We start from the raw sequence: 16,959 nt of genomic DNA, 5'->3' as shown, positions 1-16,959 counted from the left end.
TGTCTGCATGACCATGGAGGAGGAAATCATGGGCTTTGGACGAGGTGCTTTGCTCTGGTTGCTTGGCGTACCGCTGCCGATCATCCTGCTGCTGGCAATATTCTGGCACCACTAGGATTGTGATATCGACACACGAAAAGCGCCGCGGAAGCGGCGCTTTTTTGTTGCCTGCGATTTGAGGCGGGTATCGCGAAGAGCTCAGCTGTGGCTCTCGACGAAATCACTGAGATAATCCGGCAGCGTCACGCCATCGATATCGCACCGCGCCTGGATCTCGTCGGCGACGTCGGTCGAGATGTCCTTCATCCAGTGCTCGAGCGTGTTGAACGAGATCACCTTGACGGGATCGTTGAAGCAGCCGGCGACGAGCTCGCTGATCGCTGCATCGAGATCGTTTCGTTCGACGCCGATTTCAGTGGTCTTGTCGAGGCGATCGATCACCACGAACATGGTCTGGTCTGCGCCGTAGGGCACGACCGCGGATGGCACGCCAGCTTCAAGCATCGGAGATACTCACGTCTTGGCCTGGTTTCTTGGCTTCCGATGCGGTTAACGGGAAAAACCGGAAGAAGGTTCCTGGCCGGATGACGGCAGGCGCATGAGACCCTTGTCGGTGGTGTGCGGCGGTGTTCGCCTACGGTCAGAGATAGTCCCGCAGCCGCGACAGCTCGATGACGTGCTCGGGCGAGAGAATGTCCGTGACCAGCGGTGGCTGCGCCGCCGTGCGGATCTCATAGAGATGCCTGGATGGCGCAGGCTTCTGCATGAAAGCCGAGATGCAGGCGTCGAGCGTGCCTTCGCTCACCTGATAGGGCGTGCGGTCCGGCCGGCGCTGATTGCCGAGTGAGGGCCATTTCTGCAGCACTGCCCGCGCGCCGAAATCGACCTTTGAATTCGTATCAGATGCATCCCCCATCGTCCCCGCCTCACGCAAAAACAACCCCAGCATGCAACGCCTGCATGCCGGGGCCCACACCATTGCTGCATCTCGATGCCAGGCCGCAACAACGCGACGTCAGGGCAAAGGTTCCCGTCGGCCGCCTAACTCGCAGCCGCTGCGATCCTGCGTGCCGGGTCCACTTGGCTTTGGCTGGTCTCGTCGCCGCTTTTGGCCTCCGGCGGAAGCCCGGCGAAGCGCCGCAAGGCTCCAGCCATCTGCACCCGGCCCTGGACGCCAGTGATCACCACGTCGACCATTGGAAAGGACGAGTGGAAATGGCCGTGCGCTTTGAGCTGCTCGACCGGTACGCCGGCGGCCGCCATCGCCTCGGCATAGGCGATGCCCTCGTCGCGCAACGGATCGAATTCGCAGGTGACGACGAAAGCCGGCGGCAGGCCGGCGACGTTGCCGCGCAGCGGCGAGACGCGCGGATCGGTGCGGTCGGCAGGCGAGCAGTAGAGGTCCCAGAACCAGTACATCAGCGACCGCGTCAGGAAGTAGCCCGTCGCATTCTCGTTATAGGAGGGCCGGTCGAAGCTGCAGTCGGTGACCGGGCATACCAGCAGCTGGCCTGCTATGTTGGGCCCGCCGCGGTCGCGCGCGAGCTGGCAGGTGACGGCGGCGATGTTGCCGCCGGCGCTCCATCCCGCAACCAGTACCGGGCCCGAGATGCCGCCGAGCTCGGCCAGATGCTCCGATATCCAGCGCGTCGCCGCATAGCCGTCCTCGGCCGCTGCGGGGAAGCGATGCTCCGGTGCATGGCGATAGCCGACGCTGACGAAGGCCATGCCCGTCCGCCGCACCATGTCGCGGCAGAACGGCTCGTCCGACTGCTCGTCGCCGAGCACCCAGCCGCCGCCGTGGAAATAGACCACGATTTGATGCGGGCCCGGCGTCGCCGGCTTGTAGAGGCGATAAGGCAGCGGGCCGTCGGCGCCGGGTAAAGTGCCGTCGACGATGTCGCCGATCGGCCGTCCCGCCGGCCGGCCCTTGTTGAACTCATTGACGAAGGCGCGGGCGCCGATCGCGCCCATCGACTCGATCGGCGGCAGGTTCAGCGAGGTCAGCAGGTTCAGCACCAGGCGGACGTCAGGCTGAAGCCGCACCACCTCGCCGTCATTGCATTGCGCGGCGACGTTGGGGCCCGACAGCCTGAAGCCGAGCATGCCGCGCCTCGTGACTTCGTCGCAGATGCTGCGATAGGGCCCGACGCCGCCGGTATAGGGCATCAGGCCCTGCACCTTGCCGGGCACGTTGGCGCCCGTGTACCAGGTGTTGGCGAGCCGGTGCAGCGTCAGCATCGCGCAGTCCGCCATGTGCCTGTTCCAGCCGGCCTGCGCCGTCTCGGTCGGCTCGATCGTGGTGAAACCCGCATCGCGAAGCGCGGCGAGGCGATCGACGACCCAGTCGACATGCTGCTCGATCGAGACTGCCATGTTCGACAGCACCGACGGGCTGCCGGGCCCGGTGATCATGAAGAAGTTCGGAAAGCCTTCGACGGTGAGCCCGAGATAGCTCTGCGGCCCCTGTGCCCAGACATCCGTCAGCGACTTGCCGCCGCGCCCCGTGATCGGATGCACGGCCCGGATCGCGCCGGTCATGGCGTCGAATCCGGTCGCGAACACGATGATGTCGACATCGAAGCTGCGGCCGCTCGTCGAGATGCCGCTTGCCGTGATCGCCTTGATCGGCTCCTGGCGCAGATTGACCAGCGTGACATCAGGCCGGTTGAAGGTCGCGTAATAATTGGTCTCGAGGCAGGGCCGCTTGGCGCCGAACGGATGATCGTGCGGCATCAGCGCCGCCGCCGTCTCCGGGTCGTTCACGGCCGCCGAGATCTTTTCGCGGATCAGGTCCTGGACGATCTTGTTGCCGTCGACATCGACGGCCTGATCGGCCCAGAGCTGGCTCAGGATGTGGACGAGGTCGCCGGCCGCCCAGGCGCGTTCGAAGCGCTCGCGACGCTCGGCATCGCTGAGCTGCCAGCTCACGACGGTTTGCTGCGGATAGGGCACACCGGCCATCGACTGCCGCGCCTGCTCGCGATAGGCCGCGCGGTCGCTCTGGAACAGATCCCTGCGATCGGCCGGCGAGGGGCCGTTATGCGCGGGTAGCGCGAAATTCGGCGTGCGCTGGAACACGGTGAGATGCGCCGCCTGCTCGGCAATCAGCGGAATCGACTGGATGCCTGATGAGCCCGTGCCGATCACGGCGACGCGCTTTCCCGCGAGATCGACGCCGTCATGCGGCCAGCGTCCGGTGAAATAGATTTCGCCCTTGAAATCCTTGACGCCGTCGATTTCCGGCGGCTTTGGCGCGGAGAGGCAGCCGGTGGCCATGATGTAATGGCGGCAGGAGACCGGCGCGCCGTTGTTGGTGGTCAGCTGCCAGCGCTCGGCTTGCTCGTCCCATCTGGCTTCGGTGACCTTGGTCTTGAAGCGGATGTCGCGGCGCAGATCGTAGCGGTCGGCAACGAAGCCGAGATAGCGCAGGATTTCCGGCTGCGTCGCGTATTTCTCCGACCAGGTCCAGAGACTGTCGAGTTCCGGATCGAACGTGTAGCCGTAATCGATGGTCTGGATGTCGCAGCGCGCGCCGGGATAGCGGTTCCAGTACCAGGTGCCCCCCACATCGCCGGCTTCGTCGAGACCGACGACCGAAAAGCCCGCCTTGCGAAGGCGATGGAGAAGATAGAGCCCGGCAAATCCGGCTCCGACCACCGCAACGTCGACCTGTTGGACGGTTCCGTCAGCCGTGTTGGAGTCAGGCGCGGCGACCATTGCGTCAGGCATGGTGTTCCTCCCGTCTATCTTGTTTTGCCGGCAGGCTAACCCTGCAGGTTCGGCTTGTCATCAGAACAGATGCAATCCCCGGTAGCCGTTTGCGGCGTCATCGTGGCGGCGCGAACGGTTGGTTCGATGCACGCATCGCGACGCACAATGGCCGTGATTGCCCGGGCTAATCATGGACGATCCGTCTGTGTATGCTTGCGGCTACAAGCCACGCATACCCCAGATCGTCATGACAGAGTTGAGTGAACGAACCAAAGCCAACATGGACGTCGTCCTGGAGGAGACGTGCCGTCAATTGCCGCATGGCGGCGATCACGACAGCCGCAGGTTCATCGCCGAACGCCTGATCGAGGCGGCTCGGTCCGGCCATTCAACGCTGGGCGAGCTCGGCATCATCGCGCGACGTGCGCTCGCGGAGATCATTGCCAAGGGCCACTAGAGGCGGGTCGCAGCGCTTGCCTCGCTCCGGGCCGCGGACGTAACCTGCAGGGGAACATTTTCGCGCATCGAGATTCCCGGAAGATGCGATTCCTGCTTGCGCTCATTGCGGTCCTTGCATTGCTCTGCACCGGCGCGGCCAGGGCCCAACCGGTTGGACAATTTCCATTTGCGTTGACGCGCGAAGGCCAGATGCTCGGGGCCGTCGCCGGCGAGGTGGCCTCCTTCAAGGGCCTCGCCTATGCAGCCCCGCCGGTCGGTCACCTGCGCTGGCGTCCGCCGCAGAGTTTGCCGGAGAGTTCGGAGATGAGCACGGCCTACGATTATGGCGCGCCATGTCTGCAGCCGTCGATGCCCGCGGCGCGTGAGGATTGCCTCACGCTGAACGTGTTTCGCCCCTTCGGCATCGACGGGCCGCTGCCGGTGATGGTGTTCATCCACGGCGGCGGCTTCGTTACGGGCACCGCCAACGATCCGTTGTTCGACGGCTCGAGGATTGCACAGGCCGGCCTCATCGTGGTGACCGTGAACTATCGTCTGGGCGCGTTCGGCTGGCTCACCCATCCCGCGCTGTCGGACGGCGGCTCCGGCAATTTTGGCCTGATGGACCAGATCGCGGCGTTGCGTTGGGTGCACGACAACATCGCGGCCTTCGGCGGCGATGCGAACAACGTCACGCTGTTCGGCAACGGCGCCGGCGCGACATCGATCGCGCTGCTGATGCTGTGCACCCAATCACGCGATCTGTTCCAGAAAGCCATTCTGCAATCGGTGCCCGGCCGCGCGCTCCTGCCGTCGTCGCAGCAGGCCGAGGCCGTGGGCCGGCAGCTTGTCGCCGCGCTCGGGCCAGCCGCGGATTTGCGTGCAGCCGCGCCGGCGCGCCTGCTTGCTGCCGAACAGCGCCTGCTGGAGAAAACGCCGCGCAGTTTTGCGCCGGCAATGGATGGAAACCTGGTGACGGAAGACATCGCCGCCGGATTTGCGGCAGGACATGAGAGCCGCATTCCCCTGATCGTCGGCTCGAATGACGACGAGACCCGCTTCGACAGCGAGCTCGAGGTCAAGGAGGCGTTGTCATCGTCGGGCGAGAGCCCGGACGCGCTGCGCGAGCTCTATCCGAACGCTGCGAAACCGTCAGAGGTGGCGGCGAGCTTCTACACCGACAAGGTTTTTGCCGAACCGGCGCGACGGCTCGCCCGGCTGCATGCCGCGACGGGCGCGCCGACCTTCCGCTATCGCTTTGCCTATGTGCCGGAAGCCCGGCGCAGCAATCCAGACGAAGGCCACGGGCGCGAGCTGCAATTCATCTTCGGCGCGGAGGGGGTCCCGGGCGCCGGCATTTTCTCGCGGCGTGATCGCGAGGTCGCAAGCCGCATCCGGGCCTACTGGATCAATTTCGCCCGGAGCGGCGATCCCAACGGCGCGGAGCTGCCGCACTGGGATGCCGCTGCGGACGGTGACCATCTGCTGCTGATTGCGAATGACCGTATCGCCAGCGGCGACGACCCGTCTGCGGAGCGTCTGGACCGGCTTGCGCGTGAGAGCGAGAAATGAGTTGGGCTTAGGCCGCGAGCTCGACGCGCGGCGCCGGCGTTAGCCGGTCTTCTTCCAGATAGTCCATCGCGCCGTCCTTCTCGACGGCGTAGAACTGCTGGCCTTCCTTTGATCGGTAGGCGGCGCGGACGACGCCGCGGCGGCCCTTGTCACTGTTGACGACATCCCCCAGCGCAAACTTCCTCATCTCAACCGTCTCGCTTGTCTTCTGGCCCGTTCCTTCGGCCACGGCTGGATTGTGGGCGGCAAATCGTTAACGACTTGCTAACCATACCGGTTTGCCTATGCTCGCCGCCGAGCGCGCGGGCAGATACACGCGCATGATGTCGTTGAGACGAGCCGCCACAAATGACGCGATTTCCGACCCTCTTCCTGTCCCACGGCGGTGGCCCCTGGCCGTTCATGGAGGACAGGCGGGTGCAATATGCCAAGACCGCCGCGGAGTTCGGCCGGCTGCCGCAGCTTCTGCCCGCAAGGCCGAAGGCGGTGCTCGTCATCACCGGTCATTGGGAGGCCGAGGCCTTTACGGTGTCGACCTCGGCGCATCCGCCGATGGTGTACGACTATTACGGTTTCCCCGAGCATACCTACCACATCAAATATCCCGCGCCGGGCCAGCCCGAACTCGCTGCAGAGGTGAGGGCGCTGCTCAAGCATGCGGGCCTCGATTGCCGGGAAGATCCCGATCAGGGCTTTGATCACGGCACCTTCGTGCCGCTCGGCCTGATGTACCCGAGCGCCGACATGCCGATCGTGCTGCTGTCGCTGAAGTCGAGCTATGACGCGGCCGAGCACATCAAGGTCGGGCAGGCGATCGCCTCGCTCCGGGACGAGGGCATCCTGATCGTCGGTAGCGGGCTCACCTATCACAACATGCGCGGTTTTGGCCGCGCCGAGTCAAAGCCGGTTTCCTACGATTTCGAGGCCTATCTGAACGAGGCGATCGGCAATCCGGATGCGGCGCGTCGCAATGCCATGCTGGTCGACTGGGAGAAGGCGCCGAGTGCGCGTCTTGCCCATCCGCGCGAGGATCACCTGTTGCCGCTGATGGTTGCGGCAGGTGCCGCCGGCGACGACGTCGGCAAGCGCGTCTTCGTCGACGAGGTCGCGAACGTCGCGATGGCGTCGTACAAGTTTGGATGAGATCTCTCCCGCTTGCGGGAGAGGGAGAGCAAACCCGCAGACAAAGAAACCATACGCGATTGCCTCTGCCGCATGCGGGGGAGGCGAAGAAGGCCTCACGCGCCGCGGGACGCCGCAAGGCTGCGATAGAGCGCGGCGTACTCGCCGGCGCGATTGCGCCAGGAGACGTCAGTCGCAAGGCCGTTCAATTGCAGCCGTCGCCAGGTCGCCTTGTCGTGGAAGGCAGCCTTTGCCTTGCGCAGCGTGCCGGCGAGGGCATCGGCCGTGACGGGGCCGAATTTGAAACCGGTGGCGCCACGCCCCGCTTCGCCGATATCGACGATCGTATCCGCGAGGCCTCCCACGTGCGAGACGATGGGCACGGCAGCGTAGCGCAGCGCGCAGAGCTGGGTGAGCCCACATGGCTCGAACCGCGAGGGCACGAGCAGCGCGTCGGAGCCGGCCTGGATCAGATGGGCGAGAATCTCGTCATAGCCGATCAGGACCCCGATGCGCCCGGGATTGGCGCGTGCTGCGGCCTGAAAGCGGTCCTGAAGATCGCGGTCGCCGCTGCCGAGCAGCGCAAGTTGCATGCCCTGCTCGAGGATTGTCGGGATCGCCTCGAGCATGAGGTCGAGCCCTTTTTGCCAGGATAGCCGGCTGATGACCCCGAGCAGCGGCGCTTCGTCGGAGGAATCGAGATTGAATTGTTGCTGAAGCACCGCCTTGTTCGCGGCGCGGAACGTGAGGTCCTGCGCGCCGAAGCGATAGGCGATATGTGGATCGGTCTGCGGATTCCAGACCTCGATGTCGATGCCGTTGAGGATGCCGCTGAGCACGCTTGCGCGTTCACGCAGCAGGCCGCCGAGCCCCATGCCGCCTTCATCGCTCTGGATTTCACGCGCGTAGGTCGGCGACACCGTGGTGATGCGGTCGGCGAGTTGCAAGCCGGCCTTCAAAAAACTGATGCCGCCGAAATATTCGAGGCCGTGGACGTCGAACGAGGCGTTCCAGGGCAGGCCGACCGCATTGGCCAGAGCGCGGTCGAACTTGCCCTGATAGGCCATGTTGTGGATGGTCATGACCGTGCCGGGCCGCCGCCCACCGTCGTAGTGCAGATAGGCCGGCGCAAGTCCGGCCTGCCAGTCATGGGCGTGAACGACATCAGGGAGGAAGCTGGCGACGAGCCCGTGGCCGATATCGGCCGCGACGCGCGACAGCGCCGCGAAACGCACGCCGTTGTCAGGCCAGTCCACGCCCTCGGAAGTGACGTAGGGATTGCCGGGCCGTGCATAGAGATGCGGCACGTCGAGCACGAACAGATCGAGCCCGTCACGCGAGCCTGCGAGCAGCCGGCCCGGGCCGCCGAAATAATCCGGCCAGCTGCGGATCTCATCCGCGCCCGACAGCAGCCGCATCACGTCAGGATAGCCCGGCATCAAGGTCCGCATCTCGACGCCGTGCGCCTTCAGCGCAATCGGCAGCGCGCCGGCGACGTCAGCGAGGCCGCCGGTCTTGATGATGGGATAGACTTCAGAAGCGACCGAGAGGACGCGAACAGGCATCATGTATTGAGAGCCTGTCGATCATCGGCTGGGTGACGAGCGAGATGCCCTGTTCGGTGGTGCGGAAACGTTTGGCGTCGAATTCCGGGTCCTCGCCGATGACGAGCCCCTCCGGAATCTCCACGCCGCGGTCGATCACGACGTTCTTCAGCCGCGCGCCGCGGCCGACATTGACGTAGGGCATGATCACGGCGTTCTCGACATTGGCATAGGAATTGATGCGCACCCCGGTAAACAGCAGCGAACGGCGCAGCGACGCGCCGGAAATGATGCAGCCGCCCGAGACCAGCGAGCTCACGGCCTGGCCGCGCCGGCTCTCCTCGTCGTGGACGAACTTGGCCGGCGGCGTGATCTCCGCATAGGACCAGATCGGCCAGGCCCGGTCGAACAGATCGAGCTCCGGCACCACGTCGGTGAGGTCGATATTGGCGGCCCAATAGGCATCCACCGTGCCGGCATCGCGCCAGTAGGCGCGGGGATCGCTGCCCGAACGCACGCACGAGGTCGAGAACTGATGCGCGATGGCGCGGCCGTTCTTGACGATGTACGGGATGATGTCCTTGCCGAAATCGTGGTTCGAGTTCGGGTCCTCGGCGTCGCGCTTGAGCTCGTCGAACAGGAATTTGGTGTTGAAGACGTAGATGCCCATGCTCGCGAGCGAGACGTCCGGCTTGCCCGGCATCGGCGGCGGATCCTTGGGCTTCTCGAGGAACTGCTGGATCCAGCCGTTCTCATCGATATGCATGATGCCGAAGCCGGAGGATTCCTCACGCGGCATTTCGAGACAGCCCACCGTGACGTCGGCGCCACTGTCGACGTGCTGCCGCAACATCACCTCGTAGTCCATCTTGTAGATGTGGTCGCCGGCGAGCACGACGATGAAGCGGGCATTGTGCGATTCGATGATGTCGATGTTCTGGTAGATCGCATCCGCCGTGCCGACATACCACATGCTCTCCGAGACGCGCTGGCTTGCCGGCAGGATGTCGAAGCTCTCGTTGCGCTCGGGGCGGAAGAAGTTCCAGCCCATCTGGAGATGCCGGATCAGGCTGTGCGCCTTGTACTGGGTGGCGACCGCGATGCGGCGGATGCCCGAGTTCACGGCGTTCGACAGCGCGAAATCGATGATGCGGGACTTGCCGCCGAAATAGACCGCGGGCTTGGCGCGCCGGTCGGTCAATTCCAGCAGCCGACTGCCACGTCCGCCCGCAAGGACAAACGCCAAGGCCTGGCGGGCAAGCGGCTCATTTCCGGCGGCACTCATGTCATCCTCCCACTCGTCAGGCGCAAGCCAAATTCTGGCGCAAACCAAGGCCTTCGCGAAGTGCCTTCCGGCCGCGCGCCATCGGAACCGATAGTAACGGTACGAATAGGTAATCGGGAAGGTGCTTGTTGGTTGCGAACGCATGGGAAGCTTAACGCTTTGCCGGGGTGCGTACCCCTTCCGGCCCCGTCGTCCGCCGCTCATTTCCGGGGCACGCCAGCGCCTTGTGCGCTGCACGCGAATTCGAGACTTTGATTTCGCGCTTTGATCTGGCGCAAAGATGCCAGATCATGGCTTGCGATCCCTTCCGAACGAAACGTCAGACAGGGAGTGAGACGATGAGTAACTGGAAGACGGCAATTGCCTGCTCGCTGACCGCCGCGGTCTTGGCAGGCCAAATCGGGCAGGCGGCGGCGGCGCCGCTGCCGACCAATGTCGCGACCATGAAGGCCACGGTCGGCGATGACGTCACGCAGGTCTATTGGCGTGGTCGTGGCTTCGGATGGGGCTTTGGCGGCTTCGCGGCCGGCGCGCTCATCGGCAGCGCCATCGCCGGCGCGCCTTACGGCTACTATGGCGGTTACGGCTACCCCGGCTATGGCTATGGTTATGCGCCGGCCTATTACGGTTACGGTTACGGGCCGGCCTATCCCGGATATTATCGGCCTTACCGTCCGTATTACGGTTATCGCTATGGCTACTACCGGCCCTATTACCGACCGTACTACCGCCATTATTGGTGAGCGCTAGAGCGACAGCCACACGATCAGGGCTGAGTGCGCGTTTCCCCGCCTTTTCCCGCAAGGGGAGAAGGTGATCAACGCGCACCTGCCTCCCGCGAAACGTTCCTTCTGCATTTCCGGCTCGCCACGACACCCGCATTGCTATTTGCACCGCCTCCCTTGCGGCCTGCTCCATCCCGTCAAAAATCCTTCAGACGACCACATCGGGAGACCGGCCATGGGCCTGCAAGAAACAAAAATCGAATCGCTTCCCTTCGTCACCGCTGAACTCAACTACCTCGCGCCAGTCTCGGGAAAGCCGCGCACCTACGCTTTCGATCCGCCGCCGGGCGAGCCCAAGAGCACATCTCTTCCGGAGCCGCATCTGGTGCCGATCTTCGATGCGCGCTTGATCGCCGGGAGCTTCTCGCTCGATCGCGAAGGTTTTGCGCTGGTGCGCCATCCGACCCACGTCAAGGACTTTTACAACGACGAGGAAATCCGCGCGGTCTACTATCCCGCCGTCGAGGCATTCCTGCGCGCGACCCTGAAGGCCGATCGCGTTGTCATCTTCGATCATACCGTGCGCAAGCGCGTCGAGGGCGCTCCTGATATTCGCGATGGCGGCCCGCGTCAGCCGGCAACCCGGGTCCATGTCGATCAGACCATCGTGTCCGGCGCCAATCGCGTGCGCGAGCATCTGCCTGAGGAGGCCGATGAGTTGCTCAAGGGCCGCGTCCAGGTGATCAATTTGTGGCGGCCGATCTGCGGCCCATTGCGGGACTCACCGCTCGCGATAGCCGACGGCACGACTGTTGCGCCCGAGGATCTCGTCGCCTCCGACTTGATCTATCCCAATCGCCGCGGCGAGACTTATTCGGTGAAATACAATCCCAACCACCGCTGGTTCTATTTCCCCGAGATGACGGCCGACGAAGCGCTGCTGCTGAAATGCTATGATTCCGCAACGGACGGCCGCACGCGCTTTGGGCCGCACACGGCCTTCGTCGATCCGACCACGCCCCGGGATGCTGCGCCGCGCGAGAGCATCGAGGTGCGGACGCTGGTTTTTCACAAGCAGTAACAATGTGTGATGGACCCGCCGGGCAATGCCCGGCGGGATTCCGGAACCATCTGGAACCGGAGGACGTTGCTGCGCCGGGCAAGGCCAACCGGGAGCGGTGCCGTGCGAGCGCATCCGAGCTTATTGTTTTGTCTGACCAGTTTCTCGCTTTCTGCATTTTCCGTCGCCCACGCTGAAAGCGGACTTGCCTCATATTATGGATACGGCAAAGCCGCGAAAAACGGCGAGTTGACCTGTGCGCATAGGACGCGCCCATTCGGCAGCATTCTCAGGGTTTCCTACAGCGGGCGGACGATTCAATGCCGCGTCAATGATCGCGGTCCCTTCATCCGCGGCCGCATCGTCGATCTCTCGGTGCCCGCCGCCCGCGCGCTCGGCATGATGAGCGCAGGCGTGGTGCGCGTCTCGGTGCAATAGCTCTGCCTTGGCGCTATAGTGCCGCCCAAAGCAAGGGGGCACCATGGCCAGGATCAGGGTCGGACTCGTCGGCTGCGGCTTCGTGTCGGAGCTGCACATGTATGCGTTGCGGCGCGTCTATGGCGTGGACGTCGAGGTTGCTGCGGTCGCCGCGCGCGGCGACCACGTCATTGCATTTGCCGCCCGTCACGGCATCGCGCGCGTCTACCGCAGCTTTGCGGAACTGATTGCGGACCGCGCACTCGATGTCGTTGACATCTGCACGCCGCCAAATCTGCATGCCGAGATGATCGTCGCGGCCATGCAGGCCGGCAAGCATGTCATCTGTGAAAAGCCTTTCGCCGGCTATTTCGGCCGGGACGGCGACAAGCAGCCGATCGGCAAGCACGTGCCGAAGGCGCTGATGTATGAACGCCTGATGGAGGAGATGAACGCAACGCGCGCCGCGATCGAGCGTACCGGAAAACTGTTCATGTATGCCGAGGACTGGATCTATGCCCCGGCGGTCACCAAGACAGCTGAAATCATCAAGGCGACGAAGGACAAAGTCCTGTTCATGAAGGGTGAGGAGAGCCATTCCGGCTCGCACGCCGCGCATGCCGCGCAATGGGCGATGACCGGCGGCGGCTCGCTGATCCGCATGGGCTGCCATCCGCTCTCTGCCGTGCTCTATCTCAAGCAGGTCGAGGCGCGCGCGCGAGGGGAGAAAATTCATGTCGCCAGCGTCACCGGCGATGTCGGCAACGTCACGGCCATCCTCAAGCCGGAGGAGCGCACCTACATCAAGGCCAATCCTGTTGATGTCGAGGATTGGGGCACGTTGACGGCGACATTCTCCGACGGCACCAAGGCCACCGTGTTCTCCGGCGATATGATCATGGGCGGGGTACGCAACCTGATCGAGACCTATACGTCCGGCGGCTCGTTGTTCGCCAACATCACCCCGAACAATCATCTGATGAGCTACCAGACGTCGGAGGAGAAGCTCGCCTCCGTCTACATCACCGAAAAAGTCGACCGCAAGACCGGATGGCAATATGTCTGCCTCGAGGAGGAATGGACGCGCGGCTATCTCCAGGAGATCCAGGATTTCATGGAATGCGCCGTGACCGGACGCCAGCCGCTGTCGGATCTCGCGCTTGCCTATGACACCATCAAGGTCAACTATGCCGGCTATTGGGCCGCAGAAGAGGGGCGGCGCGTTGTGTTGTAGAAGAAGCCAAATTGCTCCGAGCTCACCGCGAACCCTTGCGGCGTGAGCCACCCTCTCGGTCAAGGGGGCGAGGAAAGTGCGAGCACTACCAGACTCCGACAGCCATCATCACCGCTATGGTCAAGCAAGACAGACAGGCAATCGACGCAGCATAGACTCTGGCGTATTCAACGTTGCCTCCCAAAAATGGAGTGCCTCGACGTGACTATTCCCGCGTGCGCTTCAATTCGGCTTCGTGTTGCGGATCGACCCCATCCGAGTCGGCGGACTCGTCGTCCGGCAGAAAAAGTTTGGGATGTTTGCCCGTGAGCAAAAGCTGCTTGCGCATTTCGGAAAGGCGGGCGCGGCAAAATTCCTTGTAGAGTAATTCGAATATGGCGGGCATCGTCACCCCCAGCTGTGGAATTCGCGTTTCTGAAGATGTCTGATCCGCGCTGGACGGCTTCGAAATGCGGAGCCGGTGTGCCGTTTGTGCCAAAACCAGGCGCGATTGGCTGATAGGCTTGTACGTACGAAACGAAGCGGGTGCTAGTTATCCAGTTCACACTCTGGGAAGCATTTGTTTGAAAAAGACTTTTTGTCGCACCGAGCGTGAGTTGCCAGATGGTCGAAGATCCCGCTCCAGCGCGAAAAGAATGACCCCTGGATGCAAGTGTCGCGGTCTGCAATGGCGAATAGCGGAGGGGCGGCGGATAGTGATTGGGGGCGCCATGTTGCCGGCGAGACAGGCGCTGCTTTCCGTTCCCCTTGCGGGAGAAGGTGGCGCGAAGCGCCGGATGAGCGGTACGTTGCCGCGAATTCGAATCACGAGAGATCCACGCGCGGAGAGCGACCCCGCACCGGGCGTCGCTTCGCGAAGCCATCCTTCGCCACGGCGGAAAGAGCGGGAAGTGCCGCGCCGCGTGCTCTACGCCCCGTAGGTCGATCCCTTCGGCAGCGGAAACACCGGGTCTTGCGTGCGGATGTTGGTCGGCCACACCACGGAGATGTGCTCGCCGGCATTCTGCATCACCACCGGCGTCGAGCGTTCGTTCTGGCCAGAGAGCGGCGTCCCCGGCGGAAAGAATTTCACACCGTAGCCCTGGATGGTTCCGCCGGGCGGGATGTCGACGTCAAGCGCTGCCTTGCGAATGGCTTCCGGCTCGAAGCTGCCATACTTCTCCTTGGCGACAGGCAGCACGTTGTTCAGCAGCACCCAGGTCTGGTTGAAACCCATCGAACAGTGCGGCGGGACGTCGGTCGCGCCGGTCTTGGCCTGGTAGCGCGTCACCATGGTCTTGATCAGCTCGCCCATGCCCGGCGCAAGCTTCGAGGGATCCAGCAGCTGTGCCGGTACCGGATCGATATTGCAGAAATTATCGATGTCGGGACCAAAGGTCGCGCGCAGCTTGTCGAGCTGGCTGTAGCCGGCGCCGGCGCCGAACAGCATCTTGAACCGAAGCCCGCTTTCGCGCGCCTGGCGCAGGAAGAGCGTGATGTCCGGGTTGTAGCCGGCGTGCGAGATCACGTCGACCTTGGCGCGCTTGAGCTTGGTCACGAGCACCGAAAGATCGGGCGCTGAGGCCGAATAGCCTTCGCGCAGCACAACCTGTATGCCGGCCTCCTTGGCATAGGCCTCGTCGGCGGCGGCGACACCGACTCCATAGGGGCCGTCCTCATGGATCAGTGCGACCTTGACGTCCTTCGGCTCCATGCCGAGCTTGCCCTTGGCGTGCTCGGCAAGAAAGCCTGCAAACGCCTGGCCGTACTGGTCGGAGTGGATCTGCGCGCGAAAGACATATTGCAGGTTCTTGTCCTTGAACACGGCGGTCGACACGGCGGTGGTGATCCAGAGGATCTTCTTCTGCTGCTCGACCTTCGCCGCCATCGGCACGGCATGCGCGCTGGAATAGACGCCGTTGATGATGTCGATCTTCTCCTGGCTGATCAGGCGCTCGGCCTCGTTGATGGCGACGTCGGCCTTGCTCTGGGAGTCGGCGGGAACGGGCACGATCTTGGTCTTGCCGCCAATGCCGCCCTTCTCGTTGACGAGATCGATGGCGATCTGCGCGCCGACCGAGGAGGCGACCGAGCCGCCCGCGGCGAAGGGTCCGGTGAGGTCGTAGATCAGTCCGATGCGCAAATTCTCGGCCTGCGCCTGGGCCCGGGTCCAATCGATGCTGAGTGTGGCGGCGGCAGCCGCCGTACCCTTCAGCAGCTGCCTGCGTGAAGTCGGCATCCCATCCCTCCCTCGGTCAGTCGTTTGCGACTGTTTTTGTGAGTATTTGAAGGGCGTGCATGAAAGTCAACATGCGCCGCACCAGGCAATTCGGACGCGCGGCCGACCACGATCGCGTCGGCATTTTTCCCTGAGTATCATTCTTTTTGCACTGCGCCAGCCTTTGGTTCGCAATCATTCGATTGCGCTGCATCGAGCCGGACGCGAGCATCTGCTTGTCGCGCGTATATTTCGGCCTCGCCGCGGCGACATATCGTCTCCCGCAATTGTGATGATCCTGCTTCACGCATTCGCGGCGGGACAGGACCCGTGGCCCGCATCCGGCTTGTGCGCATCCGACGTGGCGTGCCATCCTAGTGCGGTAAATCGCACGGGAAGCCCAATTCCCGGCTTGGCCATCGTGCCACGTTAAGGGTGGAAAACAAAAGCTCAGGAGAAGTGATATGGTATGGACGCTTCGTTTGACGGGGCTCGCTTGCGTTGGCCTGTTGCTGTCCTCGGTCAGCGCCCTCGCAGGGCCCAAGGTCGTTTCCGGTCCGGGTGCCGATCCCGCGTGCTTCAAGCCCTGGTCGTCCCAAACCAAGTTCTTCCAGTGGGACAAGAAGCCCGGTCCCTACAAGATCGCGCTCGTCAACGGCTTCGTCGGCAACACCTGGCGCATCCAGATGGTGAAGACCGCAAAGGCCTTTGCCGAGCAGCCGGGCATCAAGGAGAACATCAAGGAGTTCAAGGTCGTCTCGACCGGCACCGATGTTGCAGCGCAACTCGGCGCGATGGAGGACTTCATCAATCAGGGCTTTGACGCCATCGTCACCATCGCGGTCGCGCCTGACGGCTTCGACCGCATCATCCGCCTCGCCGACAAGAACAATGTCGTCGTGGTGCCCTTCGACAACGTCCTCGACACCGACAAGGTGATGATGGTCAACGAGGACCAGAAGGAGATGGGCCGCATGTCGGCGAAGTGGCTGATGGATGAGAGCGGCAAGAAGAGCGGCGACATCCTCGAGGTCCGCGGCCTGCCGGGCAACTCGGTCGACCGTGACCGCCATCTCGGCTTCCGCGAAGTCATGGAAGCGCCGGGCAACAGCTTCAAGATCACGGAAGTGGTCGGCAATTGGGACACCGGCACGTCCCAGAAAGTGACGGCGGACGCGCTCGCGGTTCATGGCCATTTCGACGGCGTGTTCACGCAAGGCGGCTCCGATGGCACGGTCCAGGCGATGATGGCGGCCAAGCACCCCTTCGTTCCGATGTCGGGTGAGGGCGAGAACGAGTACCGCAAGCAGATCGCCGATCACGCCAAGGACGGGCTCAAAGGCATGTCCTACGGACAGTCCCCGGCGCTGGTCGCCATCGCCACCAAGGCGGCGATCTCCGCATTGCAAGGCAATGTCATGCCGCAGCTGATCTCGATCCCGATCCCGGTCGCGACCTACAAGGACCTGAAGCCCGGGGTCAATTACTGGCCGGACCTCAACGCCAACTTTTTCGCGCCGAACCAGTTCACGCCCTGTGGCGTCAACTTCACGGCGCCGGAGATCATGTCGCAGAGCGAAAAGAACACCCAGTGAGCCGACTTCTGATGTCACGGTCGCGGCCCGGCCTTTGCCGGGCCGCCGCTGCGTGA

Annotated in this window: 16 protein-coding genes; 8 read left to right on the top strand and 8 right to left on the bottom strand. The window is 63.5% G+C overall.

Annotated features, from left to right (window positions below; translation table 11 throughout):
* Window positions 1-198: 198 nt before the first annotated feature.
* From ACVW16_RS09230 to ACVW16_RS09220, 3 genes are all read right to left on the bottom strand, one after another.
* A complete protein-coding gene (locus ACVW16_RS09230) occupies window positions 199-504 on the bottom strand; it encodes a hypothetical protein (protein ID WP_456735960.1) in 306 nt (101 codons plus the stop codon).
* Window positions 505-640: 136 nt separating this feature from the next.
* Window positions 641-949, bottom strand: a complete 309-nt coding sequence (locus ACVW16_RS09225) for a hypothetical protein (RefSeq protein ID WP_456698935.1) — start codon at window positions 947-949, stop codon at window positions 641-643.
* A 92-nt stretch (window positions 950-1,041) separates the two neighbouring features.
* Window positions 1,042-3,732 carry a flavin-containing monooxygenase gene (locus ACVW16_RS09220; RefSeq protein WP_456735959.1) on the bottom strand — a complete coding sequence of 897 codons (2,691 nt, stop codon included), beginning with the start codon at window positions 3,730-3,732 and terminating at the stop codon, window positions 1,042-1,044.
* Between the two features lie 229 nt (window positions 3,733-3,961).
* Here ACVW16_RS09220 and ACVW16_RS09215 point away from each other — a divergent pair, with 229 nt between their 5' ends.
* Window positions 3,962-4,171, top strand: coding sequence for a hypothetical protein (locus ACVW16_RS09215; RefSeq protein WP_456698933.1), 210 nt, complete (start codon window positions 3,962-3,964; stop codon window positions 4,169-4,171).
* 83 nt (window positions 4,172-4,254) lie between these two features.
* Window positions 4,255-5,724 carry a carboxylesterase/lipase family protein gene (locus ACVW16_RS09210; protein WP_456735958.1) on the top strand — a complete coding sequence of 490 codons (1,470 nt, stop codon included), beginning with the start codon at window positions 4,255-4,257 and terminating at the stop codon, window positions 5,722-5,724.
* Window positions 5,725-5,731: 7 nt separating this feature from the next.
* Here ACVW16_RS09210 and ACVW16_RS09205 read toward each other — a convergent pair whose 3' ends face one another.
* The gene (locus ACVW16_RS09205; RefSeq protein ID WP_456698931.1) at window positions 5,732-5,911 is read right to left on the bottom strand and encodes a hypothetical protein; all 180 of its coding nucleotides are present in this window, start codon (window positions 5,909-5,911) and stop codon (window positions 5,732-5,734) included.
* Window positions 5,912-6,072: 161 nt separating this feature from the next.
* Between ACVW16_RS09205 and ACVW16_RS09200 the strand changes: the two genes are divergently transcribed.
* On the top strand, window positions 6,073-6,867 hold the full coding sequence (locus tag ACVW16_RS09200; RefSeq protein ID WP_456738781.1) for a DODA-type extradiol aromatic ring-opening family dioxygenase: 795 nt from the start codon (window positions 6,073-6,075) through the stop codon (window positions 6,865-6,867).
* 95 nt (window positions 6,868-6,962) lie between these two features.
* Here ACVW16_RS09200 and glgA read toward each other — a convergent pair whose 3' ends face one another.
* Both glgA and glgC read right to left on the bottom strand, forming a co-directional pair.
* Window positions 6,963-8,414, bottom strand: coding sequence for a glycogen synthase GlgA (glgA, locus tag ACVW16_RS09195; protein WP_456698929.1), 1,452 nt, complete (start codon window positions 8,412-8,414; stop codon window positions 6,963-6,965).
* Complete coding sequence (glgC, locus tag ACVW16_RS09190; protein WP_456802342.1) at window positions 8,380-9,675, bottom strand: glucose-1-phosphate adenylyltransferase; 1,296 nt, start codon at window positions 9,673-9,675, stop codon at window positions 8,380-8,382. The genes glgA and glgC overlap by 35 nt, the downstream gene beginning before the upstream one ends.
* Before the next feature lie 338 nt (window positions 9,676-10,013).
* Between glgC and ACVW16_RS09185 the strand changes: the two genes are divergently transcribed.
* The 4 genes from ACVW16_RS09185 (at window position 10,014) to ACVW16_RS09170 (ending at window position 13,111) form a co-directional block, all read left to right on the top strand.
* Window positions 10,014-10,418 (top strand): hypothetical protein, encoded by a 405-nt coding sequence (locus tag ACVW16_RS09185; RefSeq protein ID WP_456735956.1) that lies wholly within the window; start codon window positions 10,014-10,016, stop codon window positions 10,416-10,418.
* Window positions 10,419-10,635: 217 nt separating this feature from the next.
* Window positions 10,636-11,481, top strand: a complete 846-nt coding sequence (locus ACVW16_RS09180) for a CmcJ/NvfI family oxidoreductase (RefSeq protein ID WP_456735955.1) — start codon at window positions 10,636-10,638, stop codon at window positions 11,479-11,481.
* A 102-nt stretch (window positions 11,482-11,583) separates the two neighbouring features.
* The gene (locus tag ACVW16_RS09175; RefSeq protein WP_456705049.1) at window positions 11,584-11,898 is read left to right on the top strand and encodes a septal ring lytic transglycosylase RlpA family protein; all 315 of its coding nucleotides are present in this window, start codon (window positions 11,584-11,586) and stop codon (window positions 11,896-11,898) included.
* A 43-nt stretch (window positions 11,899-11,941) separates the two neighbouring features.
* Window positions 11,942-13,111: a Gfo/Idh/MocA family protein gene (locus tag ACVW16_RS09170; protein ID WP_456735954.1), complete on the top strand. Its 1,170-nt coding sequence runs from the start codon at window positions 11,942-11,944 to the stop codon at window positions 13,109-13,111.
* Window positions 13,112-13,316: 205 nt separating this feature from the next.
* Here ACVW16_RS09170 and ACVW16_RS09165 read toward each other — a convergent pair whose 3' ends face one another.
* Window positions 13,317-13,496, bottom strand: coding sequence for a hypothetical protein (locus tag ACVW16_RS09165; protein ID WP_456735953.1), 180 nt, complete (start codon window positions 13,494-13,496; stop codon window positions 13,317-13,319).
* A 522-nt stretch (window positions 13,497-14,018) separates the two neighbouring features.
* Window positions 14,019-15,329 carry an ABC transporter substrate-binding protein gene (locus tag ACVW16_RS09160; RefSeq protein ID WP_456698924.1) on the bottom strand — a complete coding sequence of 437 codons (1,311 nt, stop codon included), beginning with the start codon at window positions 15,327-15,329 and terminating at the stop codon, window positions 14,019-14,021.
* A 443-nt stretch (window positions 15,330-15,772) separates the two neighbouring features.
* On the opposite strand from ACVW16_RS09160, the gene ACVW16_RS09155 reads away from it, so the two are divergent.
* The gene (locus tag ACVW16_RS09155; RefSeq protein ID WP_456698923.1) at window positions 15,773-16,903 is read left to right on the top strand and encodes a sugar ABC transporter substrate-binding protein; all 1,131 of its coding nucleotides are present in this window, start codon (window positions 15,773-15,775) and stop codon (window positions 16,901-16,903) included.
* Window positions 16,904-16,959: the final 56 nt, after the last annotated feature.

Source organism: Bradyrhizobium sp. USDA 4474, assembly GCF_054057515.1.
This window is presented reverse-complemented; position numbering and strand designations above follow the sequence as displayed.